Source organism: Pseudomonas sp. NPDC090203 (genome assembly GCF_044746765.1).
Taxonomy (GTDB): Bacteria; Pseudomonadota; Gammaproteobacteria; order Pseudomonadales; family Pseudomonadaceae; genus Aquipseudomonas; species Aquipseudomonas putida_AD.
Map to the genome: position 1 here is coordinate 463,691 of NZ_JBIVCV010000003.1, position 22,722 is coordinate 486,412.

Annotated in this window: 24 protein-coding genes; 7 read left to right on the top strand and 17 right to left on the bottom strand. The window is 63.3% G+C overall.

The window, feature by feature from the left end; genetic code table 11:
* Nucleotides 1-84 precede the first annotated feature (84 nt).
* Genes dctA through ACIPO9_RS07550 form a run of 5 tightly spaced genes read right to left on the bottom strand, consistent with a single transcriptional unit; the run spans nt 85 to nt 4,952 of the window.
* Nucleotides 85-1,389, bottom strand: coding sequence for a C4-dicarboxylate transporter DctA (dctA, locus tag ACIPO9_RS07530; protein ID WP_274130316.1), 1,305 nt, complete (start codon nt 1,387-1,389; stop codon nt 85-87).
* Nucleotides 1,390-1,430: 41 nt separating this feature from the next.
* Nucleotides 1,431-2,372 carry a D-2-hydroxyacid dehydrogenase gene (locus ACIPO9_RS07535; RefSeq protein ID WP_400779749.1) on the bottom strand — a complete coding sequence of 314 codons (942 nt, stop codon included), beginning with the start codon at nt 2,370-2,372 and terminating at the stop codon, nt 1,431-1,433.
* 10 nt (nt 2,373-2,382) lie between these two features.
* Entirely contained in the window at nt 2,383-2,775 is a 393-nt protein-coding gene (locus tag ACIPO9_RS07540; protein WP_400779751.1) for a VOC family protein, read from the bottom strand.
* On the bottom strand, nt 2,772-3,737 hold the full coding sequence (locus ACIPO9_RS07545) for a hydroxymethylglutaryl-CoA lyase (protein WP_400779753.1): 966 nt from the start codon (nt 3,735-3,737) through the stop codon (nt 2,772-2,774). Before ACIPO9_RS07545 ends, ACIPO9_RS07540 begins: the two co-directional genes overlap by 4 nt.
* A 24-nt stretch (nt 3,738-3,761) precedes the next feature.
* On the bottom strand, nt 3,762-4,952 hold the full coding sequence (locus ACIPO9_RS07550) for a CaiB/BaiF CoA transferase family protein (protein WP_400779755.1): 1,191 nt from the start codon (nt 4,950-4,952) through the stop codon (nt 3,762-3,764).
* Between the two features lie 112 nt (nt 4,953-5,064).
* On the opposite strand from ACIPO9_RS07550, the gene ACIPO9_RS07555 reads away from it, so the two are divergent.
* Nucleotides 5,065-5,979 carry a LysR family transcriptional regulator gene (locus ACIPO9_RS07555; RefSeq protein ID WP_400779757.1) on the top strand — a complete coding sequence of 305 codons (915 nt, stop codon included), beginning with the start codon at nt 5,065-5,067 and terminating at the stop codon, nt 5,977-5,979.
* Nucleotides 5,980-5,995: 16 nt separating this feature from the next.
* Here the strand turns inward: ACIPO9_RS07555 and ACIPO9_RS07560 are convergent, their stop codons facing one another.
* Entirely contained in the window at nt 5,996-6,613 is a 618-nt protein-coding gene (locus tag ACIPO9_RS07560; protein ID WP_274130322.1) for a trimeric intracellular cation channel family protein, read from the bottom strand.
* 78 nt (nt 6,614-6,691) lie between these two features.
* Complete coding sequence (locus ACIPO9_RS07565; RefSeq protein ID WP_400779758.1) at nt 6,692-6,955, bottom strand: DUF2798 domain-containing protein; 264 nt, start codon at nt 6,953-6,955, stop codon at nt 6,692-6,694.
* A gap of 136 nt (nt 6,956-7,091) precedes the next feature.
* On the opposite strand from ACIPO9_RS07565, the gene ACIPO9_RS07570 reads away from it, so the two are divergent.
* Nucleotides 7,092-8,027 (top strand): LysR family transcriptional regulator, encoded by a 936-nt coding sequence (locus ACIPO9_RS07570; protein WP_400779759.1) that lies wholly within the window; start codon nt 7,092-7,094, stop codon nt 8,025-8,027.
* Here the strand turns inward: ACIPO9_RS07570 and ACIPO9_RS07575 are convergent.
* Both ACIPO9_RS07575 and ACIPO9_RS07580 read right to left on the bottom strand, forming a co-directional pair.
* Complete coding sequence (locus ACIPO9_RS07575; RefSeq protein WP_274130325.1) at nt 8,008-8,334, bottom strand: AzlD domain-containing protein; 327 nt, start codon at nt 8,332-8,334, stop codon at nt 8,008-8,010. The genes ACIPO9_RS07570 and ACIPO9_RS07575 overlap by 20 nt on opposite strands.
* Nucleotides 8,331-9,053: an AzlC family ABC transporter permease gene (locus tag ACIPO9_RS07580; protein ID WP_400779761.1), complete on the bottom strand. Its 723-nt coding sequence runs from the start codon at nt 9,051-9,053 to the stop codon at nt 8,331-8,333. Before ACIPO9_RS07580 ends, ACIPO9_RS07575 begins: the two co-directional genes overlap by 4 nt.
* A gap of 124 nt (nt 9,054-9,177) precedes the next feature.
* On the opposite strand from ACIPO9_RS07580, the gene ACIPO9_RS07585 reads away from it, so the two are divergent.
* Nucleotides 9,178-10,131 carry a LysR substrate-binding domain-containing protein gene (locus ACIPO9_RS07585; protein WP_400779763.1) on the top strand — a complete coding sequence of 318 codons (954 nt, stop codon included), beginning with the start codon at nt 9,178-9,180 and terminating at the stop codon, nt 10,129-10,131.
* A gap of 21 nt (nt 10,132-10,152) precedes the next feature.
* Here the strand turns inward: ACIPO9_RS07585 and ACIPO9_RS07590 are convergent, their stop codons facing one another.
* From ACIPO9_RS07590 to ACIPO9_RS07600, 3 genes are read right to left on the bottom strand one after another with little or no spacing between them, the layout of a single operon-like run.
* Nucleotides 10,153-11,475, bottom strand: coding sequence for an aspartate aminotransferase family protein (locus ACIPO9_RS07590; RefSeq protein WP_400779765.1), 1,323 nt, complete (start codon nt 11,473-11,475; stop codon nt 10,153-10,155).
* On the bottom strand, nt 11,472-12,539 hold the full coding sequence (locus tag ACIPO9_RS07595) for a phosphotransferase (RefSeq protein ID WP_274130331.1): 1,068 nt from the start codon (nt 12,537-12,539) through the stop codon (nt 11,472-11,474). The genes ACIPO9_RS07590 and ACIPO9_RS07595 overlap by 4 nt, the downstream gene beginning before the upstream one ends.
* A 58-nt stretch (nt 12,540-12,597) precedes the next feature.
* Nucleotides 12,598-13,638, bottom strand: a complete 1,041-nt coding sequence (locus ACIPO9_RS07600) for an ABC transporter substrate-binding protein (RefSeq protein ID WP_400779767.1) — start codon at nt 13,636-13,638, stop codon at nt 12,598-12,600.
* A 228-nt stretch (nt 13,639-13,866) separates the two neighbouring features.
* On the opposite strand from ACIPO9_RS07600, the gene ACIPO9_RS07605 reads away from it, so the two are divergent.
* Nucleotides 13,867-14,601, top strand: coding sequence for an SDR family NAD(P)-dependent oxidoreductase (locus tag ACIPO9_RS07605; protein ID WP_400779768.1), 735 nt, complete (start codon nt 13,867-13,869; stop codon nt 14,599-14,601).
* A gap of 67 nt (nt 14,602-14,668) precedes the next feature.
* Nucleotides 14,669-15,349: a GntR family transcriptional regulator gene (locus ACIPO9_RS07610; RefSeq protein WP_400610596.1), complete on the top strand. Its 681-nt coding sequence runs from the start codon at nt 14,669-14,671 to the stop codon at nt 15,347-15,349.
* On the opposite strand, the gene ACIPO9_RS07615 is transcribed toward ACIPO9_RS07610, so the two are convergent.
* The 5 genes from ACIPO9_RS07615 to ACIPO9_RS07635 all read right to left on the bottom strand — a co-directional run bounded on the left by ACIPO9_RS07615 (nt 15,346) and on the right by ACIPO9_RS07635 (nt 20,497).
* Entirely contained in the window at nt 15,346-16,038 is a 693-nt protein-coding gene (locus tag ACIPO9_RS07615) for a tRNA (adenine(22)-N(1))-methyltransferase (protein WP_400779770.1), read from the bottom strand. The genes ACIPO9_RS07610 and ACIPO9_RS07615 overlap by 4 nt on opposite strands.
* Before the next feature lie 261 nt (nt 16,039-16,299).
* A complete protein-coding gene (locus tag ACIPO9_RS07620) occupies nt 16,300-17,418 on the bottom strand; it encodes an agmatine/peptidylarginine deiminase (protein WP_274130341.1) in 1,119 nt (372 codons plus the stop codon).
* 15 nt (nt 17,419-17,433) lie between these two features.
* The gene (locus ACIPO9_RS07625) at nt 17,434-18,531 is read right to left on the bottom strand and encodes an extracellular solute-binding protein (RefSeq protein ID WP_400779772.1); all 1,098 of its coding nucleotides are present in this window, start codon (nt 18,529-18,531) and stop codon (nt 17,434-17,436) included.
* Between the two features lies 1 nt (nt 18,532).
* Nucleotides 18,533-19,441: an N-carbamoylputrescine amidase gene (gene aguB / locus ACIPO9_RS07630; RefSeq protein ID WP_400779774.1), complete on the bottom strand. Its 909-nt coding sequence runs from the start codon at nt 19,439-19,441 to the stop codon at nt 18,533-18,535.
* A gap of 3 nt (nt 19,442-19,444) precedes the next feature.
* Nucleotides 19,445-20,497, bottom strand: a complete 1,053-nt coding sequence (locus ACIPO9_RS07635) for an agmatine/peptidylarginine deiminase (RefSeq protein WP_400779776.1) — start codon at nt 20,495-20,497, stop codon at nt 19,445-19,447.
* A gap of 136 nt (nt 20,498-20,633) precedes the next feature.
* On the opposite strand from ACIPO9_RS07635, the gene ACIPO9_RS07640 reads away from it, so the two are divergent.
* Both ACIPO9_RS07640 and ACIPO9_RS07645 read left to right on the top strand, forming a co-directional pair.
* Nucleotides 20,634-21,494: a LysR substrate-binding domain-containing protein gene (locus ACIPO9_RS07640; RefSeq protein WP_400779778.1), complete on the top strand. Its 861-nt coding sequence runs from the start codon at nt 20,634-20,636 to the stop codon at nt 21,492-21,494.
* A 105-nt stretch (nt 21,495-21,599) separates the two neighbouring features.
* Entirely contained in the window at nt 21,600-22,721 is a 1,122-nt protein-coding gene (locus ACIPO9_RS07645) for an AAA family ATPase (RefSeq protein ID WP_400779780.1), read from the top strand.
* Nucleotide 22,722 lies beyond the last annotated feature (1 nt).

Genomic DNA, 22,722 nt, shown 5'->3' on the forward strand with positions numbered 1-22,722 from the left:
GCCGGGACCGGAGAAAAACAACGCAGGGGCTGATCGTAAGCGGCCAGGCGTGGTGGCCGAGAACGGGCAGCCCCTGGGTTGAAACTAGCCCAGCTCGCGCTTGAGTTGCTCGCGATCCAGAGCGCCATCCCAACGGGCCACCACCAGCGTCGCCACACCGTTGCCAATCACGTTGATGAGCGCTCCGCCTTCGGAAATGAAACGGTAGACGCCCAATACCAGCACCAGACCGGCCGCAGGAATCACATCCACCGAAGCCAGAGTCGCCGCCAGGGTGATGAACGCACCGCCGGTAACGCTGGCAGCGCCCTTGGAGGTCAGCAGCAGGATCAGCAACAGCGTCACCTGGTGATAGAGCGATACGTCGATATCCAGCGCCTGGGCGATGAAGATCGCCAGCACCGTCATGTTGATGCAGCTGCCATCCAGGTTGAAGCAATAGCCGGACGGCACCACCAGGCCCACCGTGGACTTCTCGCAGCCGAGTTTTTCAAGCTTGCCCATCAACCGCGGCAAGGCCGATTCGGATGATGAAGTCCCGAGCACAAGCACCAGTTCCTCGCGGATGTATTTGAGGAACTTCCAGAGGCTGAAACCTGCAATCCGCGCCACGACATTGAGCACCACGAACACGAACACAAGCCCCGTGACGTAGTAGCACACCAGCAGGTTCACGTAGGCGCCCAGCGACTGCACGCCGTATTTGCCGATGGTGAACGCCATGCCGCCGAACGCCCCCAGCGGCGCCAGGTACATGACGATCTTCAGCATCCGGAAGAACGCCTTGGCCACAAGGTCAATGGTGTCCAGCAGCGGCCGCCCCGCTTCCCCCAGCAATTGCAGACCGAACGCGAACAGGACCGAGATAAACAGGACCTGCAGGATCTCGCCATCGGCAAAGGCGCCGAACACCGTGCTCGGCACGATATGGGTGATAAAGCCCACCACGCTCTGGTCATGCGCGGCCTTGGCGTAACCGGCGATGGCCGTGCTGTCGAGGGTGGCCGGGTCAATGTGCATGCCCACTCCGGGCTTGAACAGGTTGACACCGATCAGCCCGATCACCAGCGCGACGGTGGTCAGGACTTCAAAGTACAGCAGCGACTTGAAACCGATCCGGCCAATTCGTTTCAGACTCTGCATGCCGGCGATGCCGCTGACGACGGTGCAGAAGATGATCGGCGCAATTAGCATCTTGATGAGCTTGATGAAGGTGTCCCCCAAAGGCTTCATCTGCTCGCCCAGCGCCGGGCTGTAATGCCCCAGGATCACGCCGAGGATGATTGCGAACAGTACCTGCACGTACAGGTGGTGATAGATCGGCTTGCGCCGTGCCGTTGCGGGGGCAGCGGCAAGGGTGTCGATTGAAGAGCTGATTGTTTTTGTCATGGCTCTACCTGATGGGGTTGGATTTTTGAGGTCGCGGCGGCTCAGCTCACCACATTGACGGGCTTGCCGGCCGCGAAGGCCGCGATGTTGCTGGCCAGGACGGTTTTGAGCCGGGCCACGCTGCTCTGGCTGGCCCAGGCCACATGCGGCGTCACCAACAGATTGGGATGGGTGTGATGCAGCAACGGGTGGTCGGCGCGGGGCGGCTCCACGTGCAGCACGTCCAGTGCCGCGCCAGCCAACTGGCCGCTCTCCAGCCCCGCGAGGACTGCGTTTTCATCGACGAGCGCGCCCCGTGCAGTATTGATAAGGACAGCGCCTGGCTTCATCCGGGAAATTTGGCCAGCGCCAATCAGATAGCGGGTCTGGGGTGTCAGCGGGCAATGCAAGGTCAGTGCATCGGACCTGGCCAGCACCTCGTCGAAAGCCGTATACCCTTCCCTTGTCCGCTGGGCACCCTGGTGCTCGGCGAACAGCACATTGATTTCAAGCGCTTTCGCCAGGCGCGCCACGCGGCTGCCGATATCGCCGCGTCCGACGATGCCAAGGGTCGATCCCTGGAGGTCTTCGATGGGCGCGCCGTGTACGCAAAAATGCGAAGACTCAGGCCACTGGGTGGCGGAGAAACTGCGGTAAGCGAGCAAATGGCGACGCAGGGCGAACAGCGATGCGATGACCGATTCGGCGACACTGACGGCGCTGTACGCCGGGACGTTGCAGACCGTGATGCCCTGATCGCGACAGGCCGCGATGTCGACGCAGTCGTAGCCGGTCGCCGCGACGCAAATCAGTTTCAGGCCCGGTAGCTGTTCCAGCGTCGGACGATCCAGACGCACCTTGTTGGTAATGGCTGCATCAGCATCCCGCAAGGCGTCGAGCACCTGGTCGGGGGAGGTTTTTTCACGCAGGTTCCAGACCGTGGCTTGCGCCGGGCGCGGCAAGGCAGACGGCAGGCTCGCGCCGTCGAGAAATACGATATTCATGGCGTATCCTTTATTGTGCGTTCGGCGCGAGCGGCTCGGAGATCTCGATCAGGTTAAGGTCCGGATCGCGCACGTAGACCGAACGGATCGGCCCGGTGGCGCCGGTGCGCTGCACGGGGCCTTCGACGATCGGCCAGGCCTGGGCCTGAAGGTGCGCGATTACTTCATCGAGCCCGACACTTGCGATGAAACACAGGTCCAGGGCGCCCGGCACCGGCAGGTGCGCCTTGGGTTCGAACTCACGCCCTTGCTCATGCACGTTGATCTTCTGATCGCCGAAACGAAAGGCGGTCCGCCCGGCGCCAAAGGTCTCGAGGCGCATCCCCATTACCCGCACGTAGAAGTCCTTGCAGGCTGCAATATCGGTGGTGGTCAGGACCAGATGGTCGAGGTGGTGGATCATGGCGCACGCTCCAGTTCGGCGTTGGCGACTTGCCTGCTCAGTGAATGAACATGCTCGGGGATCGGGTGCAGGTCCAGGCGGCGGCCGGCCTTGAGGATCTGACTCGGCGTCGGGTGGCCGATCAGCCCGGGCAACCTGGCCGATGCGGCCAGCACCCGATCCAGATCCATGCCGGTGTCGTACCCCATCAGGTCCAGCATATGGACCAGATCTTCCATGCAGACGTTGCCACTGGCGCCAGGTGCGTAGGGGCAACCACCCAGCCCGCCCAGGGAGGCGTCGAAGCGGTCGATTCCGGCCTGCAACGCGGCGAGAGTGTTGGCCAGGGCCATGCCCCGCGTGTTGTGAAAGTGCAGCGTGATCTGCAACTCGGGAAAACGCTCACGGACCTGCCGCGACAGTGACTCGACCTGCGAGGGGTAGGCCATGCCCGTAGTGTCACACAGCGTGATGCCACGCACGCCCAGCACCGCAAAACGCTCGACCCAGCCCAGCACATCCCGGGCAGGCACGTCGCCCTGCATCGGGCAACCGAACACCGTCGACAGCGATACGTTCACCGCCACCGGACTCTTCCCGACAACAGCAATAACCTCTCTCAACTGCTCAAAGGACTGCTCGCGGGTCATGCGCAGGTTCGAACGGTTGTGCGGCTCGCTGACCGACATCACCAGGTTGGCTTCGTCGATACCGCAGCCAAGCGCTCGCTCCGCGCCGCGCACGTTGGGCACCAGCACGGTGTACTCCACTCCGGGCTTGCGCCGGATGCCGGCCATCACCGCCTCGGCATCGCGCAGCGCGGGGATGGCTTTGGGCGAGGTAAACGAGGTGACTTCGATCTTGGCGTAGCCACACTCGCTGAGCGAGTCGATCAGGGCAATCTTGTGCTCGGTTTCGATAAAGGTCTTTTCGTTCTGGAAGCCGTCCCGGGTCGCGACTTCCTGCATGAACAGGCGTTTCATTACGCTCACTCCTTCTTGTTGTCGTCAGATCACGCCACGGGCGCGCCAGGCTTCCCGGGTGCGGGCGTCGATGCCCAGCCCTTGCAAGACCTGATCGGTGTGCTGGCCCAGCGTGGGTGCACGGGACCGCACGCTTCCAGGTGTAGCGTCGAGCTTGGGCACGATGCCCGGCAGGATCACCGGTGTACCGTCGTCCAGTTCGCTACAAAGCAGCATGTCGCGGGCCTGGTAATGAGGATCAGCGGCGATGTCGGCGGCATCGTAGATCTTGCCCGAGGGAATGTTGGCGTCCTTCAGCCCGGCCAGTACCTCATCCAGAGAACGCTCGGCAGTCCAGGTCGAAATCGCGGCATCGATCCGCGCCACGTGCCGCACACGACCATCGTTATGCATCAGCTCAGGATCGTCGGCCAGGTCCATGCGCCCGATCTTTTCCATGAGGCGTCGGTAGATGCTGTCGCCGTTGCCAGCGATGAGGGCGTATTTGCCGTCCAGGCAACGATAGGCGTTGGTCGGCGCGATACCCGGCAGGCTGCTTCCGGCAGGTTCGCGCACGGTGCCGAACACCGAATACTCCGGAATCAGGCTTTCCATCATGTTGAACACCGACTCGTACAGTGCGACGTCGACCTGTTGCCCCGCTCCACCGTTGCACTCCCGATGCCGCAACGCCAGGAGCACGCCGATGACACCGTGCAATGCCGAAAGCGAATCACCCATCGAGACGCCGACGCGTACCGGCGTACGACCGGGCTCGCCCGACAGATGCCTCAGCCCGCCCATGGCCTCCCCGATGACGCCGAAGCCGGGCAGGTCGCGATAGGGGCCGGTCTGACCATAGCCGGAGACGCGCAGCATGATCAGGCCGGGATTGATGGCTGCCAGCACGTCCCAGCCCAGGCCCCACTTTTCAAGGGTTCCGGGGCGGAAGTTTTCGATCAGGATGTCTGCGTCCGCAACCAGTTTCCTGACCACGTCGTGGGCTTCGGCCTGGCGCAGGTCGAGGGTCACCGATTGCTTGTTACGTGACTGGGCGGCCCACCAGACGGAGGTGCCGTTATGCAGCAAGCGCCATTTGCGCAGCGGATCACCGCTGGCAGGAGGCTCGATCTTGATCACTTGCGCGCCGAATTCGGCGAGGATCTTGGCGGCGAAAGGGCCGGCAATCAGTTGGCCCATCTCGACCACCTTGATGCCTTCCAGGGGTAGGCTCATGACGTTTTCCGTTCTTGTTGGATTCGATGAGCCGATCATCCACGCAAAACCTTCGAGTGAGAATTTCAAAGTTTTCCACTACCCTTTCCAAAATGGAAAAGGAAACAGCTCCATGCTCAATCTCCTGCCGCTGGACTTCGTGTCACTGCGACTGTTGGTACTGACTGCCGATCACCAGAACCTCACCAAGGCCGCCGACGCGGCCCACATGACGGTGTCGGCGGCGAGCAAGCGCCTGGCGGAACTGGAAAGGCTAACCCAGTGCACGCTCTTCGTGCGCCTGCCAAGGGGGTTGCAATTGACGCCCGCCGGCAAGGGCCTGGCCGAACACGCCCGCCAACTGCTCGAAGGCGCCCAGCGCATGGCCCACGACGCCAGTGATTACGCCAGCGGAGTGCGGGGGCACGTGAGGTTGTTCGCCAACACCTCGGCGGTGATTCAGTTCCTGCCCCAGGACCTGACCTGTTTCCTGTCGACGAACCCTCATGTACGTATTGGCCTGGAAGAAGCCCTCAGCGAAATGACCATAGAGGCCGTGGAAGACGGCCGCGCGGACATCGGCATTTTCGCTGACAACATCCCGGCCCCCAGGCTCGAAGTGCGGCCTTATCGAAGAGACCGTCTGGTGGTGCTGGTGCCGCAAGCCCACCCCTTGGCCCGGCGCGAGCGCGTGCATCTGGTGGACACCCTGGACTACGACTACGTCGCGCTGAATCAGGGCAGCTCGCTGCTCAGGCGCATCAGCGACGCCGCCACCCGCACCGGCAAACTGTTGAAGGTGCGCATCCAGGTCTCGAGTTTCGATGGCATCTGCCGGATGATCGATGCCGGATTAGGGATCGGTATCCTGCCGCTGGGCTCCGTGCAGCCCGGCCTGTTGGACGCCAAACTTCGCGCTATCACGCTGGAAGACGAGTGGGCCGCCAGGACATTGTTCGTGGGTGTGGCCGACGCGGCCAGGTTGTCCCCGGAAGCGGCCAACCTGTTCAGCTACCTGAGTGATCTGGAGCCGCCCGCGCTCGGTTGACCGCTACGAGCGAGCCTCAAGGCTCCTTCTTCAACGCAGGCAAATTCCACCCATACCTGAGCGACAGCATGCGCACCCCCGTGCACAGGGCAATCGCGAGCCAGGGGCTGAAGCGATCGTCGATCACCTGGGTATCGCCCAGCAACTGGACGAACGCCCCGGCAAATGCTGCAAGGGCGTAGATTTCCTTGGTCAGGATGGCGGGCACCCGGCCCAGCAGGATGTCGCGGATCACCCCGCCACCCACCGCAGAGATGACCCCGAGAACGATGGAAAGCTCGACATGGGGAATGTGGGCGAAGGTCTTGTGCACGCCGAATGCGGCAAAGAAGCCCAGGCCCACCGCGTCGAAAAACAGCGTGGGCTGGGCCAGCTTGAGCAGCTGGTTCTGGAAAAACGCCGCCAACGCCACCGCGACGATCACCAGGCTCAGGTATTCGATGTTCACCAGCCCCGCCGGTGGAAACACGCCGATGCACAGGTCGCGAATCACCCCGCCGCCGCACGCGGTGACGAATGCCACGACGAACACGCCGAAGATATCCAGCCGCCGATGGATCGCCGCCATCGCGCCGCTCAAGGCAAAGACGAATGTGCCCATCAAATCGATATAGCGAAAGACTTCAAAACCCATCGAGCCGCCCTGCCTGACGTTGTGTGGCGATGCGCGCTGAGCATGGGGGGTTATCCGCGAATCGGCAAGGTCGGCAGATCAATGAGGGTGAACAGTCCAGGCCACCAGCCGGGCAACCACCGGGCGCACGATGAGCACGCAAACGAACGCTGACGGCATGGCGACCCGATACGCATTCATCACGCTTTCCATGTAATGTTCGCCCATACCGGATTCGGCAAGGGTAATGACCAGGCACATGAGAAACGCCATGATGGTCGCCATGTAGAGGGCGAACATATAGGGGGTCATGTGCTTGGGGAAGCGAATGCGCGAGGTTTTGGTGGCTGTGGTGTTTTCCATTGAGTGCTCCCTGTCAGTCACTGAGTTTAAGTGAGCGGCTAACCTAACAACTCCCTGGACGCCTCGGTAGACGCCTTATGCTTGATTGATCATTAAGTAAATTCTACGAATAGATGCAGCAGACAGAAGGGATTCAATGGACATTCTGGGTCTGATCAACACCTTTATCCGGGTGATCGAAAACGGCAGCATCGCCGCAGCGGCCCGCGCCCAGGGCATGAGCCCGGCGGCGGTCAGCCAGAGCATTACGCGGCTGGAAACCCACCTGGGCGTGCGCCTGCTTTCGCGTACCACCCGCAGCATGGCACTCACCGAAAGCGGTGCGCGTTACTTCGAGAAGGTGCGGCACATCCCCCATGACATCGAGCTTGCGTCCCAGGCCGCTGCGGTCGCTACGGCGCCACAGGGACCGTTGTGCATCGCCACGACCACAGCTTTCGGGCGATACGTGCTCGCACCGCTGCTGCCCGCATTCAAGGCTGCCTATCCGCGCATCGACATCGAGCTGATCTGCACTGATCGGCGTGTCGATCACAGGCTGGAGGGTGTTGACGTCAGCCTGCGCATCGATGCGCAACTCAACGAGCAACTGATCGCCCGGCGCATCGCCTCGATCCCGTTCGTGTTCTGTGCCTCGCCAGGCTACCTCGAAACCGCGGGGGTGCCGACAACGCCGGAAGACCTGCAACACCACGCCTGCCTGGTGTTTCGCTACCCCACTGACGGGCGCTTTCTGCCTTGGCATTTCCGCCGCGATGGCCAGCGCTTCGAGGCCAGGGTCAATCCTGGATTTGTCTGTGACGACATCGACACCATCGCCCAGATCGCCTTGAACGGCGGCGGTATCGCGCGGCTGGCCAGCTTCATTGCCCAGCCCCTGATCGACAGCGGGCGGCTGTTGCCGCTATTCGAACCGGCCAGCCGCAGCGCCGCCTGGGCCGAATCCGAACCCATGCAGATTTATGCCTGCGTCAGCGAGCGGTCGGCATTGAACGCCAAGGTGCGGGCGTTTATCGAGTTCGTGGAGCAAGCCATGCGCACGCAGTGGCCGGTCAGCCCATCAGAAACTTGAACGCCCACAGCGCCGCCATCCCCAGCGCCAGCGTCAACACTGTGCTTTTCGTGGTCCAGGCCACCAGCGCCGCGACGCAGGCTGCGGGCAGTTGCGGGTTGCTCGCCACCCATTCGCCCGGCCCTGCGGGGTAGACGACTGCGGGCAACACCAGCGCTGACAGCACGCTGGCCGGCACGTAAGGCAATGCGCGGTTGAGCAACGCCGGAATGCGCCAGCGGCCGTGGATTTCAACGAAAGAGAGGCGCAGCAGGAAGGTGCCGATCCCCGCGCCGAGAAACATGCCCCACATCGACAGATCATTCATGGCGTCTGCCCCTCGACCTGAGGGGCGCGGTTGCGCAGGTTCTCGGTCAGCAGCCCCGCCGCGACCCCGCCTATGGCCGCCGTGACCAGCCCCAGGTTATAAGGCAAGCGGGCTGCCAGCACGGCCAGCAAGCCACCGACCACTGCTGCCGCAAGGCTCGGTACGTTGCGGATCGCAGGCACTAGCAGCGCCAGGAACGACAGCGGTATGGTGAACCCCAGTGACCAGGCCTGCGGCACCTTCGCCCCCATCAGGATGCCCGCCAGTACTGACAGGTTCCACACCAGCCACATGGCAAGGGCGGTGCCTGCATAGAAATGATGGGCGAAACGCCCCAGCTCCCCTGAGGACAGCTTGAAGCTGCACAGCGCGAAGGACTGGTCCGACAGCAGATAGGACAGTGGCCAGGTCCAGCGGCGCGGCAGCCCGTGCAGGTGCGGAGCCATTGACGCGCTGTACATGATGAAACGCAGATTGATGATCAGCGCCGTCACTACGATCGCCACCGGTACCACGCCCTGATGGAGCAGTTGCAGGGCAACCATCTGCGCGGAGCCCGAATAGAAGATCAGGGTCATGCTCATGGCGGTGGCCGGCGACATGCCCATGTCGATGGCCATGACCCCCGTCACCAGCCCGAACGGCACAACGCCCGGTGTCAGGGGCAGCAGCGCGCGCACCCCGGCCATGAACGCAGCTGTTGCAGATCCGAAAGCCATGTGGGTCCTCATTGTTATTATTGCCAACTCAGGCGCCCGCAAGCGCGTTGTGCGATAGAGTGTAAGCGCCGCTGGTGGATGGGCAGAACCGACTTTTTCTTCGCACAATCAGGCATTTTTTGTTATGGCCAACGGCCTTTTACCCGACCACGCATTGATGAAGATGCCGTCGTTCAAAGCGATGCGCTCGTTCGTGGCCGCCGCCAAGCATCGCAATTTCTCCCGGGCCGCGCAGACCCTGTGCGTCACCCAGGCGGCGATCAGCCGTCAGATCCGCGACCTTGAGCTGTACCTGGGCACCGAATTGTTCATCCGCACCGGGCGCGAATTGGAACTGACCGAACAGGGCGTCGCGCTGTTCGACGCCGCGCAGTTGTCGTTGCTCAACATCTTTCAGGCCACCGAACGCATCCGCCGGGAACAGCACGACAGCCGTCGCATCACCCTGTGCTGCTCGCCGGCCCTATCGGCGCTGTGGCTGTCGCCCAGGCTTCGGGATTTCATCGAGGCCAATCCGGATGTCGATCTGAACGTGATCACCACCGCGCATTTCCTCAACATGGAACCGGGCATTCACCCCGATATCTTCATCACCAAGCGCACCGACACGCGTCCGGGCTACCTGCATATCCCGCTGTTTCACGAGACTGTATTTCCGGTGTGTACGCCCGCGTTCCTGGCCGCCAACCCGCAGTTGTGCACGCCCGAAGGCATGCGCCAGAGCAGGCTGCTGGACCTCAACCCCTATGGGCGTTCGCAGTTGTCGGAGCAGGTGGACTGGGACGTGTGGTTCGCCTTCCAGTCCCCGGACCTGCACATCCCGGCCGAGCGCAGCCAGCCGTATTTCAGCAGCAACGACTACAACCTGCTGATTCAGATGGCCCTGGACGGGCAAGGGCTGGTGCTGGGCTGGGATCACCTGATCCGCCATCACCTGCAGCAAGGCCGGCTGGTGCGGCCAGTCGAAGACCAGATGATCCTGCGCGAATCACTCCAGTATCTGGTGATCAACGAACAGCAGGCTCAGGATCCTGCCGTGGGGCGGCTCAAGGACTGGCTGATCGCGCAGTTCGCCTGAGTCGCCCGGCGCACCGAGCGATCAGGGCTCGACTCCTTCCAGTGCATTGCCCACCGTCTCGATCAACAGATCGGCATGTTCGCGCTCGAAGGCCAGTAACGGCCGGATCTTGAGAATGTTTTCCAGAGGGCCGGCGGCGCTGATCAGCACACCCTGCTCGCGCATGGCGTTGACCACCTTGCGAGTCTGCGCCGCTGCCGGCTGCTTGCTGGCTCGATCGGCGACCAGTTCCACCCCGAGAAACAGCCCGGCCCCGCGCACGTCGCCGATGATCGGATAACGCTCGGCCAACTGACGCAGCCCTGTCAGCAGGTACTGGCCCATCTCATGGGAGCGGCTCTGCAACTGCTCGTCGCGGATCACGTCCAGCACCGCCTGGCCTGCGGCGCAGGACACCGGATTGCCGCCAAAGGTGTTGAAGTAGCGCATGTTCTTGCCGAAGTGATCGACCACCTCTGCCCGCCCCACCAGTCCCGCAATCGGCTGGCCGTTGCCCATGGGTTTGCCCAGGGTCACGATGTCCGGCTGCACGCCGTGGCGCTGGAAGCCCCACATGTTCAGGCCCGTACGGGCAAAGCCGGACTGGACCTCATCAGCGATGTACAGCAGCCCCTCAGCCTGGGCCAGCGCGATGCCCTGGGCGAGAAAGCCCGCAGGCTCGGCCAGCACACCGTCGCTGGCAAAGATACCGTCGAGCAGGATCGCCGCCGGACGAATGCCCTGGGCACGCATATCCTCGATGGCCGCCTGCACATCCGCAGCAAACACCTGCGCAACATTCTCGGCCCCCAGGCGATAGGCATCCGGCGCACGCACCGTTCGCACGTGGGGCGGCAAGACCATCGCCGGGCCCAGCGAAGGCGAGAGCTCAGCTATGTTCCCGGTCACGCCGTGATAGGCGAACCTTGTGATGATGGCCCCGGTGCCGCCGGTGAACTGCCGGGCGATGCGCAGGGCCAGGTCGTTGGCCTCGCTGCCGGTGCAGGTGAACATCACCCGCTGCAAGTGCTCGGGAAAGGTGCCCAGCAACTGCTCGGCGTAGTCGATAATGCCTTCCTGCAGATAACGGGTGTGGGTATTGAGCTGGGCGGCCTGGCGGGCAATGGCTTCCACCACTCGGGGATGGCAGTGGCCCAGGGACGCCACATTGTTATAGGCGTCCAGATAGCGCCGCCCCTGATCGTCATACAGCCACACGCCCTCGCCGCGCACCGTGTGCAGCGGATGCTCGTAGAACAGCCGGTACGCCGTGCCCAGCACCTGGCTCCGGCGTTCGATGAGCTGCCTTTCGTGCTCCGAAAGACGCTCGGCATCGCCTGCGGTAAATCCGTTGATCATGCTCATGGGCTCACCTTCTGCCGGCATGCGGCAACTATTCTGTCGTGGATCTGGGCGTCGGACACCTCGGCCAGCCCCATCAGGCTGTCCCGGGCACGGTACGAATTGCGCAGGATGTACTCGCGGTTATCCGGGTGCAGGTCCGCCCGCCAGAAGTTGATGCACAGCGACAGCGCTAGGCGCGTCGAGATCAGCACCGGCAGCAGTTCCAGCTCGTCGATGCCCAGCGGATTGACCCGATGATAGGCGCCGATCATGTCCAGTGCCGGCTCCAGCACATCCCCCGCTCGCCCCAGCTGATAGGACGCCGCGACCGCCAGGTCGTTGACCCGCGGCGCGTGAACCATGTCGCCGAAGTCCAGGATATTGCGCAGTACGTCTGGCTGATCCGGATCGACGATGATGTTGTGCGGATTCATGTCGTTGTGAATCACCTGTTTTCTCAAACCGGAAAGCCTGGGCCGCGCCTGCTCTTCGAAGCCCTCGAGCCTGCGGCGAACCTGGTCACGCAACGCGCCCTGCTCGATATGGGGCAACAGCGGCTGCATGCGTTCGGCGTGCTGCATGTCCCACAGCAGCACGTGCCCGGCGGCCGGGTGGTTGAAGCCTTCCAGAGCGATGTCGAAACGGGCCAGCGCGTGGCCCAGGTTCTGGCGAAACAGCGGCGAGGTGTGGCCTACGCGATGCAGCGGCAGGCCATCGACAAACGACAGCAGCCTGACCAGCATGGGCTGACCGTCGATCTCGACCTTCTCCACGAACTCGCCGTTGAGCGAAGGGTAGACGCGTTGCACCGGCAGATCGGGGTCGCGCTGCTCGATCAGGCGCATGGCCTGGTTGTGGAAGTCCACCACTTCGGGGCTTTCCAGAGGGTGGGACATCTTCAGCAGGCGCGACGAACCATCGGCGAGCATGACCCGGAAATTCAGGTCGCGCTCGCCGCCCATTCTTTCCAGGCTCGCGCTCAGGCCATAGCATTGTCTGAGCACCTCAAGGACCTGCGCCTCGGTCACTTTCGCCGGGGCAGCCTGCAACAGACAGGCTTGCGTCAATACAGTATCGAGCGACATCTTCTGGCTCCTCGCTCAGGTAATACGGGCCTGCCTGCAACCACACAGGCCCGCTGCATCATTTGTTGGCCCAGGCAGTGAAGCGCTCTTCCAGGTCTTCGCCGTGATCGATCCAGAACTCCGCGTCGGTGGCCCGGGCGTTCTGCAGGTTTTCAGGTGAGGTCGGCAGCTTCTTGCCCACCGCAGCATCGACCAGCGGCACCGCGTTCTTGTTGCTTGGCCCGTAGGGAATCGTCTCCACGAAATTTTTCTGCTGCACAGGCTCGCTGGCGAACGCAATGAACGTCTCGGCCAGGGCCTTGTTCGGCGAGCCTTTAACGATGGCCCAATGGTCCAGGTCATACAGGCTGCCGTTCCACTGCATCGCGAACGACTGGCCGTCATTCTGCGCCGAAGTCACACGGCCGTTGTACGCCGAGGTCATGACCACGTCACCCGCTGCCAGCCACTGCAACGGCTGCGCCCCGGACTCCCACCACTGGATGTCGGGCTTGATCTGGTCCAGCTTGCGAAACGCCCGCTGCACGCCTTCCTCGGTGCCGAGCACCTTGTACAGGTCTTCCTTGGGAACGCCGTCGGCCAGCAGCGCGAACTCGAGGCTGAACTTGGCGCCACGACGCAGGCCGCGCTTGCCCGGATATTTCTTCACATCCCAGAAATCGGCCCAGCTCTGGGGTGCATTCTTGAACTTCCTGGGGTCGTACGTCAGTACGGTAGACCAGATGAAAATGCCGATCCCGCAATCACTGACGGCGGCGGGGAGAAAATCCTCTTTCTTGCCGATGCGCGACCAGTCCAGCGGCTCGAACAGGCCTTCGCTGCAACCGCGCAGCAGTTCCGGGGTTTCGACTTCGACCACGTCCCAACTGGTCTTGCCGGTGTCGGCCATGACCCGGATCTTGGCCATCTCGCCGTTGTAGTCATCGGCGGTGATCGCGACGCCCTTTTGCGCGGTGAACGGCGCGTAGAACATCTTCTCCTGCGCCTGGCGGTTGTTGCCGCCAAAGGAAACCACGGTGAGTTTTTCGGCGGCGCTCGCGCTGCCTGTGAGCGCGGTAAGCGCGGTGAGTGTCAGTACAGCTGCAAACTTTTTGTTCATGCGTCTCTCCACATTCGCTACGTGCGTTAGCGGCAGCTTTAAGGGATGGCAGGTCGTTTTTTGTTTTTGGCAGCGGTGTAGCGGTCAGCGCCGGGCGTCGAGCGTCCGGTGGCTGGCGTCAGGGATGAGCCTGGGCGCGGCTCATTAGTACCATATTTGGAATATGATGCATCATAATTTTTTGTGGTGTAGGCTGAGCCCTGCAATCCACTTCCAGGAGGCGCGACTATGACCAGGCAACGAACACTGCTTCTGACAGGCGCAAGCCGCGGTATCGGGCATGCGACGGTGAAACATTTCAACGCGGCTGGCTGGCGGGTCTTCACCGCTTCCCGGCAGGACTGGACCGAAGGTTGTCCGTGGGCCGAGGGGCTGTTGAACCATATTCATCTGGATCTGGAAGACATCGACGAGGTCCGCCGCAGCCTTCCGCTGATCCGCGAAAAGCTCGGTGGCCGGCTGGATGCGCTGGTCAACAACGCAGGGATTTCGCCCAAGGGCGAGAACGGTTCACGGCTGGGCGTGCTGGAGTCCGACTACGCGACCTGGCTTCGGGTATTCAACGTGAACCTGTTCTCCACCGCGCTGCTCGCCCAAGGCTTGTTCGATGAGCTCAAGGCGGCCCAGGGTTCGGTCATCAACGTCACTTCCATCGCTGGCTCGCGGGTACACCCCTTTGCCGGGGTCGCCTACGCCTGTTCCAAAGCCGGGCTCGCGGCACTGACCCGGGAAATGGCCCACGATTTCGGCCCCCATGGCGTGCGGGTCAACGCCATTGCGCCGGGTGAAATCGAAACCTCGATTCTGTCGGCGGGCACCGAGCTGATCGTCGAGCGTGACATCCCCATGCATCGCCTGGGCAGGCCGGAGGAAGTCGCCTCGCTGGTGCATTTCCTCTGCACCAACGGCGCGGGGTACATCAATGGCGCGGAAATCCACGTCAATGGCGGCCAGCACGTGTAAGGCGCTGGAAATCCCGGCCGGAAACTCCCATCATTCAGGCCGGGCATCTGCCGTGAACGAGCAATACATGAGCCACCCCTACCCCATCCAGACCCTTAATCACTCCTACCTGGGCAGCGGGATCTACGAGCTGCTGCGTGAATCGCTGATCACCGGGCGCTTTAAGCCCAACGACCGCCTGCGCATCCGCGACCTGGCCGAGCAACTGGGCACCAGCGTGACCCCGGTGCGCGACGCCATCCTGCAACTGGCCAAGGAACAGGCGCTGATCCTCAAGACGCCCCGGGACATCCGCGTGCCCATGCTCACCGTGGCGCAATACGCCGAGATCCGCAGCATCCGCCTGGCGCTGGAGGGCCTGGCTGCAGAAACCGCCGCGGGCCTTGTCACCGATGCCGAGCTGATCGATCTGCAAGCCTGCATCGACAGAAACATCGCGGCGATCAACGACCAGGACCTGACTGCCGCCCTCAAGTGCAATCAGGAGTTTCACTACGCCCTGACCACCATCGCCCGCATGCCGGTGCTGGCCGGTATGCTCGACAGCCTGTGGATGCGCACCGGGCCCTTGATCGCCCAGGCCTACGCAAGCTTCAACGAACGCATGGCCATCGATCATCACTGGGAAGTGCTTGACGCGCTCAAGCGCCGGGACGGACCGGCTGCGCGCGCGGCGATCTGCTGCGACATTCTGGACGGCAACCAGAAGATGGTGGAGTACCTTCAAGCGGGTGAAGCCAATACCTAGGCCAGGAGTTCGGTGATCCACTGAATCTGGCGGGTCAGTTCCTGCACTTTCTCTTCGGGAACGGCCTGGGCGCGGGCGAATTGAGTGAGGGTGCGCTGCTTGAGGCGCAACATGCGCTGCCACTTGAGCAGGAAATCCGGGCTGCGCAGTTGCATCTGCAACGGGCCGAAGTAGAGCTCGCGATCGCTGTAGGTCACAGGACCCGAGGGCTCGGCGACGATGATTTCGTAGAAGAAGCGGTTCTCGTGCAGCACCTGCTCGGCCACGATGCGATAACCCTGGGCCATCAACCAGAGGCGCAGGGGCTGCTCGCCGCCGTTGGGTTGCAGGATCAGCAGCTCCTGGCCATTGAGGCGTGCCTGGTCGTGTTCGAGGATGTCGCGAATGGTCTCGCCGCCCATGCCGCACAGGGTGATCGCGGTGATTGCATCCTGTGATTCGATGGCCGCCAGACCGCTGGCCAGACGCACGGTGATCTGCTGTTCCAGGCCGTTGTCACGCACAGTGCGCTGCGCGGCGTGATAGGGCGTCAACGCCACCTCACCCGCCACCGCCGTCGATATCACGCCACGCTTGACCAGCGCCACCGGCAGGTAGCCATGGTCCGAGCCGATATCCGCCAACCGCGCACCCGCCGGCACATACGCCGCGACACGCTCAAGGCGCATGGACAATGTCTGTTCGTTCAACCGCCGTTCCTCAACCCACACCACCGGCACCCACCACCGGATCGGGCCGCGATTGTGCCGGGCACATCCCTGGACAGCAAGCCGGACACCCATCCACACGGCGTCGACCCTGCGGACGCCCCCGCCGGCAAGCCGTGCTGCTACGGACGAAGGCGTGCCACAAATCTCCAACACACCCCACACCCCGTAGCAGCCGGGCTTGCCCGCGGGAGCGATCTTCAGGGCGCCGACGCCGGCAAGCCGGACTGCTACGGGCATGGGCTAGCCCGGCTGATGACTGGTCACGCAATGTATCCCGCCGCCACCGGCGGCAATGGCGTCGATGTTGAGCTGCACCACTTCGCGGTTCGGGTAGAGCCGGGTCAGCAGGTCATAGGCTTTCTTGTCCGCCGCCTTGTCGCCAAATTCGGGAGCGATCACTGCGCCGTTGATGACGAAGTAATTGATGTACCCCGCCGCAAAATCCCCATTGCCCTTGTTGAACTTGCTCTTGCGCGGATTGAGCGGCGGCGACACGGTGTGCACCTGCAGCGGACGTCCGTCGGCGTCGGTGGCGGCCTTGAGAATCTCAAGGTGCGCCAGGGTGACCTTGTGATCATAGGACTCGGGGTCTGTGTCCAGGTTGGCAAGCACCACCCCGGGACTGATGAAGCGCGCATAAAAGTCCACATGAGCATCCGTGATGTCCTTGCCCTTGATGCCCGGCAGCCAGATGATCTTGCGCAGCCCCAGCCGCTGCTTCAACTCCTTCTCGACGTCGGCCTTGCTCCAGTCAGGGTTGCGGTTGCTGTTGATCCAGCTGCTTTCAGTCATGATCCCGGTGCCGTGGCCATCGACCTCGATACCGCCACCCTCGCCCACCAGCTCGCTGCGCTGATAGCTGGCCTGGGCCTCACTGGCGACCCGCCGAGCGATCTTCGCATCCTTGCCGTGCTGCTGTTTATCGCCCCAGCCGTTGAAGTTGAAATCCACTGCACCCAGCGCGCCGTTGTCGTCTACCACGAAGTTGGCGCTGATATCGCGCATCCAGATGTCATCCAGTGCGGCGGTCACGTAGGTGACGTTGGCGCTGCCGCAGTGCTCTTCTGCCAGGCTGCGCTCGCTTTCGCGGCAGAACACCGTGACCGGTTCGAAACGGGCGATGGCACGGGCAATACGTCCCAGCGCCGCCTGTACATCTTCAGTGAAGTCCTCCCAGATCGCATCCTGCGCACCAAAAGCGATGAATGCCCGTTCGTGCTTTTCGCCTTCGTCGGGCATGAACCAGCGGCCCTGCCCCGCGGCCAGGAGCCTGGCCGGTGACAGGCCCAGGCCCATGACGGCGGCCCCCACGCTGGCAGCGACGGATACCTGTTTGATGAACTCTCGACGGGTCGGCATGAATAGCTTCCTGAATCACTTTGCAGTTGCGGTTTTGAATTGTGTCCAGGTGCGCATGCGTGCCCGCATGTCGGCCTGGGGAATGTCTTTGCCCGGAATCAGGCGTTTATAGGTGGCTTCATCAAGATAGATGTCCGGATTGTCGCGCATGGAGGCATCGACCATCGGCCGCGCCTTGGCGTTCGAAGTCGGGTAGCCAGTGAAATTGCTGATGGCGGCCATGTTCTCCGGGCGCATCACGAAGTTGATGAAAGCGTAGGCGTAGTCCGGATGCCGGGCGTCCACGGGAATGGCCATGGTGTCCATCCACACCGTGGTGCCCTCCCTGGGGATGCGGTACTGGAAGCGCGTGGTCTTGCCAGCGCTGTCTGAGGTGCGCTGGGCCTGGGTCATGTCGCCGCTGTAGCCCAGCGACAGGCACAGGTTGCCGTTGACCAGGTCGGTCACAGGCTGCGACTGGAACTTGCGAATGTAGGGCCGCAGCTTGCGCAGCAGGTCACTGGCGGCGGCGAGGTCTTCGCGCTTGCCGCTGCGTGGATCGCGGCCCAGGTAGTTGAGCACCACGGCCAGCACTTCGGCGGGGGAATCGATCATCGAGATCCCGCAATCGGCGAATTTCGCCGCCAGTTCCGGCTTGAACAACATGTCAAGGCTGTTGACCGGCGCATCGCTCATGCGCTGTTTGATCTGCTCGGCGTTGTAGGTCAGGCCGATGGTGCCCCAGGTGTAGGGCACCGTGGCCTGGCTCGAATGCTCGTAATGGTTGTGCAGCGCCTGCAAACCAGACTCGATGTCAACCAGCGCGGTGATCTTGCCCTGATCCAGCGGCTGCAGGCTGCCGGCGCGCATCAAGCGCTCGGCCACCGTGTCGCCGGGAAAGATTAGGTCATAACCGCTACCGCCGGCCAGCAGCTTGGCCTCCAGGGTTTCGCTGCCGTCCATCACGTCATAGATCACCCGGATGCCGGTCTCAGTGGTGAAACGGGTGAGCGTGTCTTCGGCAAAATAGTCGGCCCAGTTGTACAGCCGCAGGATTTTCTCCTCGGCCTGAGCGGCGGGGATTGCGCAGGCCAGAGCCAGTGCGCCAAGCAAATATCGGCTAGCGATGCCCATGTCAGACTCCTTGCCCATTCCAGCGTGAATGAAGGCGACGACCGTCCTGGCTCAACAGCGCCCCGTACATCTCCGGGCGACGGTCGCGGAAGATGCCCCAGGTCAGCCGCTCCTGTTCCATGGCTGTCAGGTCCAGGCGCTGCAACGTCACGCCGCAGCTCTCGCGGTCCGCTTCGGCGAGCAGCTTGCCCTTGTGATCGCAGATGAACGAGGAACCGTAGAAGCGCATTTGCAGGTCCGCATCGCTGGCCGCCACTTCACAGCCCACGCGATTGGACGCCATCACCGGTAGCAGATTGGCCGCAGCGTGGCCGCGCATGGTCATCTGCCAATGGTCGCGGGAATCCAGGGTGGCGCAGCCGGGCTCGGAGCCGATAGCGGTGGGAAACAGCAGCACTTCGGCGCCCATCAGCGCCAGGCAACGCGCCGTTTCGGGGAACCATTGATCCCAGCAGATGCCCAGGCCAAGGCGCGCGAAGGCGGTGTCCCAGACCCGGAAACCGGTATCGCCGGGGCTGAAATATTCCTTCTCCTGATAGCCGATAGCATTGGGAATGTGCGTCTTGCGATACACACCCAGCAGGCGGCCGTCGGCGTCGGCCACGCTCAGTGAGTTGAAGTAGGCATTGCCGGCCTTCTCGAACCAGCTCAAGGGCAGCACCACGCCCAGCTCCCGGGCAAGGTCGGCGAAACGCTTGAGGATGGCGCTGTTGCCGTACTCCTGAGCCAGCGCCAGGTGCCGGTGGTCTTGCTCGATGCAGAAATACGGCGTGGCGAACAGCTCCTGCAGCAGAATCACCTGGGCGCCCTGAGCGGCGGCTTCACGCACCAGGTGTTCGGCGCGGTCGAGGTTCTTCGGCAGATCCCAGGTGCATGGCATCTGCGTGGCAGCGACATTAATCACAGTCATGGCTCAGCCCTCCACCGGCCAGGCAGGCTGCTGCTGGGTGATGCAATGCACCCCGCCGCCGCCGTGGGCCAGATGGTTGATGCGCACCGGCACCACCTCGCGACCGGGGAAGGCGTAGGCCAGGGTCTGCGCCGCGACCTGGTCCGCCTCGATGCCGTAGGCGGGCATGATGATCGCACTGTTACAGATGTAGAAATTGGTGTACGACGCGCAGAACACGTCGGCCTCCGGGTCCACCGCCTCGCTGGCTTCGAACAGTTCAATCAGCTCGAAGCGGCGGCCTCGGGCATCAGTGGCCAGCTCCAGCGCCCGGCGATTCTCTCGCGCCACCTTGGCATACACCGAGCTCTGGTCGCGGGTGGCATCGACCAGCAGCACGCCGGGGCGGGCAAAGGCGCAGACGCCATCGACGTGGCCGTCGGTCATGTCGCCGGTGACGTAATCCGGATCGCCCGGCAGCCAGATGGTCTTGGTCACGCCGAGCAGGCGGCTGAACACTTCCTCGAAGTCGGCCTTGGTCACGCCCGGGTTGCGATTGGGGTTGAGCAGCACCGATTCGGTGGTGATCAGCGTGCCCTCGCCGTCCACATGAATCGCCCCGCCCTCATTGGCCAGCGGCGTGCCAAAGCACTGTCCGCCCAGCAGGTTGAGCACGCGGCGCGCCAGGCCTTCGTCCAGGTCGTGGACCGATTTACCGCCCCAGGCGTTGAAACGCCAGCTCACCCCGGCCAGCCCCTGTTCAGGGTGACAGACGAAACTGGGGCCGGAGTCGCGGCACCAACTGTCGTTGACCGCCAGCGGGATCAGCTCGATGTTCGGTCCGCACAGGCGTTCGGCGCTGGCAACGGCGCTCGGGTCGACCACCATCTTGACCGGCTCGAAGCGGGCGATGGCGTTGGCCACCCCGGCGAAATCCTCCTGCACCTGTGGCAGGGTCACGCGCCAACCCGACTCCCACAGCGCCTGATTGTGCGGCCACACCATCCAGGTCGCTGCGTGGTTCACCCATTCGGCGGGCATGCGCCAGCCGCTACTGTTTTTGTTGTTCTGCTGCATGGAAAAAGCCCTTAGAGTTAAGCCATTGTGTTCAATGGCAACGGCCGTGCTGGCGTTGGATTCCATGCTACGTGCGGCAAAAAAGGCGGACAAACGATGGATTTTGCCGAAAACTGATTAGGGGAGCTTATCGATCATGCTTAAACACTGGCCACCACTCAGCTCGCTTCGAGGCTTTGAAGCGGCCGCCCGACTGGGCAGTTTTCACAAGGCGGCCGACGAGCTGAACCTCACTCAGTCCGCGATCAGCCAGCAGATTCGCAGCCTTGAGGCGTATCTCGAACAGCCGCTGTTCTACCGCAGCGGGCGCAGCGTCAGCCTGACCGACGCCGGCCACGACCTGCTCAGCACCACCCAGGCCATGCTGCAACAGCTTGCGGTGGGTATCCGCCGTCTGGGCCAGTATCAGAAGCCCAACCAGTTAGTGCTCAACACCACCCCGGCCTTTGCCCGGCACTGGCTGTTGCCTCGCCTTGGGGAGTTTCGGCGCGAGCATCCGCGGATCGACCTGTGGCTGTTCACTACCGATGAAGTGCCGGACATGGCGACCCAGACCATCGATATCGCCGTGCGCGACGACATCAGTTCCCAGGCCGAATGCAGCTTCAAGGTACTGCATGCCGACCGCCTGTACCCGGCGTGCCACCCTGACCTGCTGTCAGTGGCCCCCGAGCTGCGCACCACCTTGCACGGCGAGCGCGAGATGGACTGGAGCCACTGGGCGGTGGAAGCCGGGGTCGATGTCGGGCAGCAGGATCAGGGGCTGAATTTCTCCGATCCGGGCCTGTTGCTGGACGCCGCCTGCAGCGGACTTGGCATCGCACTGGTCAGCCAGTTGCTCGGCCAGGATGCCCGCGCCAAGGGGCTGTTGCAGCCGCTGGTGGAGGGCACCATTCGCGGACCGAACTGGGCCATGCTGACCCACCGCGACAGCGAGAACGACCCCATGGCGCGCAGCTTCAGCCACTGGCTGCAGGCGCAGTTGAGCCGCGATTGACCGCGCGCAAGGCTCAAGATTGGGCCTTGCGTGCCGATGAACTTGCCAGTTCGCCCTCGCCTTCAGGCAAGATAGACCCCTTCAAGAATCAGGGAAGATGCCCCCATGTCCGCTTCGCTCGACCTCGCAGCCACCCAGATCCGCCATGCCGTCCGCGCCGCCACCGAGGGCCTGGTTGGCCGTGAACAACTGGCCGAGTTGATCGTGCTGGCGGCCGTCGCCCAGGAGCACATCCTGGTGGTCGGCCCGCCCGGCACCGCCAAGAGCGCCGTGGTGCGCCGGGTTGCGCAGTCCATGGGCGGGCGTTATTTCGAGTATCTGCTGGGGCGCTTCACCGAGCCTTCGGAGCTGTTCGGCACGGTGGATCTGAAGAAACTGCGCGAAGGCACCGTGGAAACCGACATCAGCGGCATGCTGCCCGAAGCCGACATCGTGTTTCTGGACGAGGTTTTCCTGGGTTCCACCGCCATCCTCAACACCCTGCTGGGCGTCCTCAACGAACGGCGTTTCCGCCGCGGCCACACCCAGGTGCAGTGCCCGTTGCGGGTCTGTGTCGGCGCGGCGAACGGCCTGCCCGACGACGAGTCGCTGGCGGCCTTCGGTGATCGCTTCCTGCTGCACCTGTTCGTCGATGCCGTGCCCGACAACCAGCTCGAAGCGATGCTCGCCGGCGGCTGGCAGTCGGAGCAGCGTCCGGTGCCACAGTTGCTCGGCCTGACCCAACTGGACACCCTGGGCCACGCGCTCAAGGACGTCGATCTGGCCCAGGTCCGCCCGGCGCTGGCCCAGGCCATTCGCCGATTGCGCGAGGCCGGCATTCAGCTGTCGGACCGGCGCATCGTCAAGTCCCAGCGCCTGATCGCCGCCGCAGCGCTGTTGCGCGGGCAGCGCCTGGCCACCGAAGCCGACCTCTGGCCGCTGCTCTATGTGCTGCCGACCCGGGAGATCCAGCAGCACGGCCGTGAGGTGTTGCAGGACCTGTTCGCCCAATGCAGCAACAGCCACCTGTTCAGCGCCGTGGAGGAAGCGACGCTGCAACCCATGGCGCGCCTGCATCGTCTGCTTGAAACCGCCGAGGATTACCTGAGCCGCAGCGAACCGCCGGCCAGCCCGTTGCTCGAAGCGCTGCTGCGGGAGATCGACGCCAATTTCAACAGCCAGACCATCCCTGCGCGCCTGCACGAGGCCCGGGGTCGCGTGGCCCACCTGCTGACGGCCCAGGCATGAC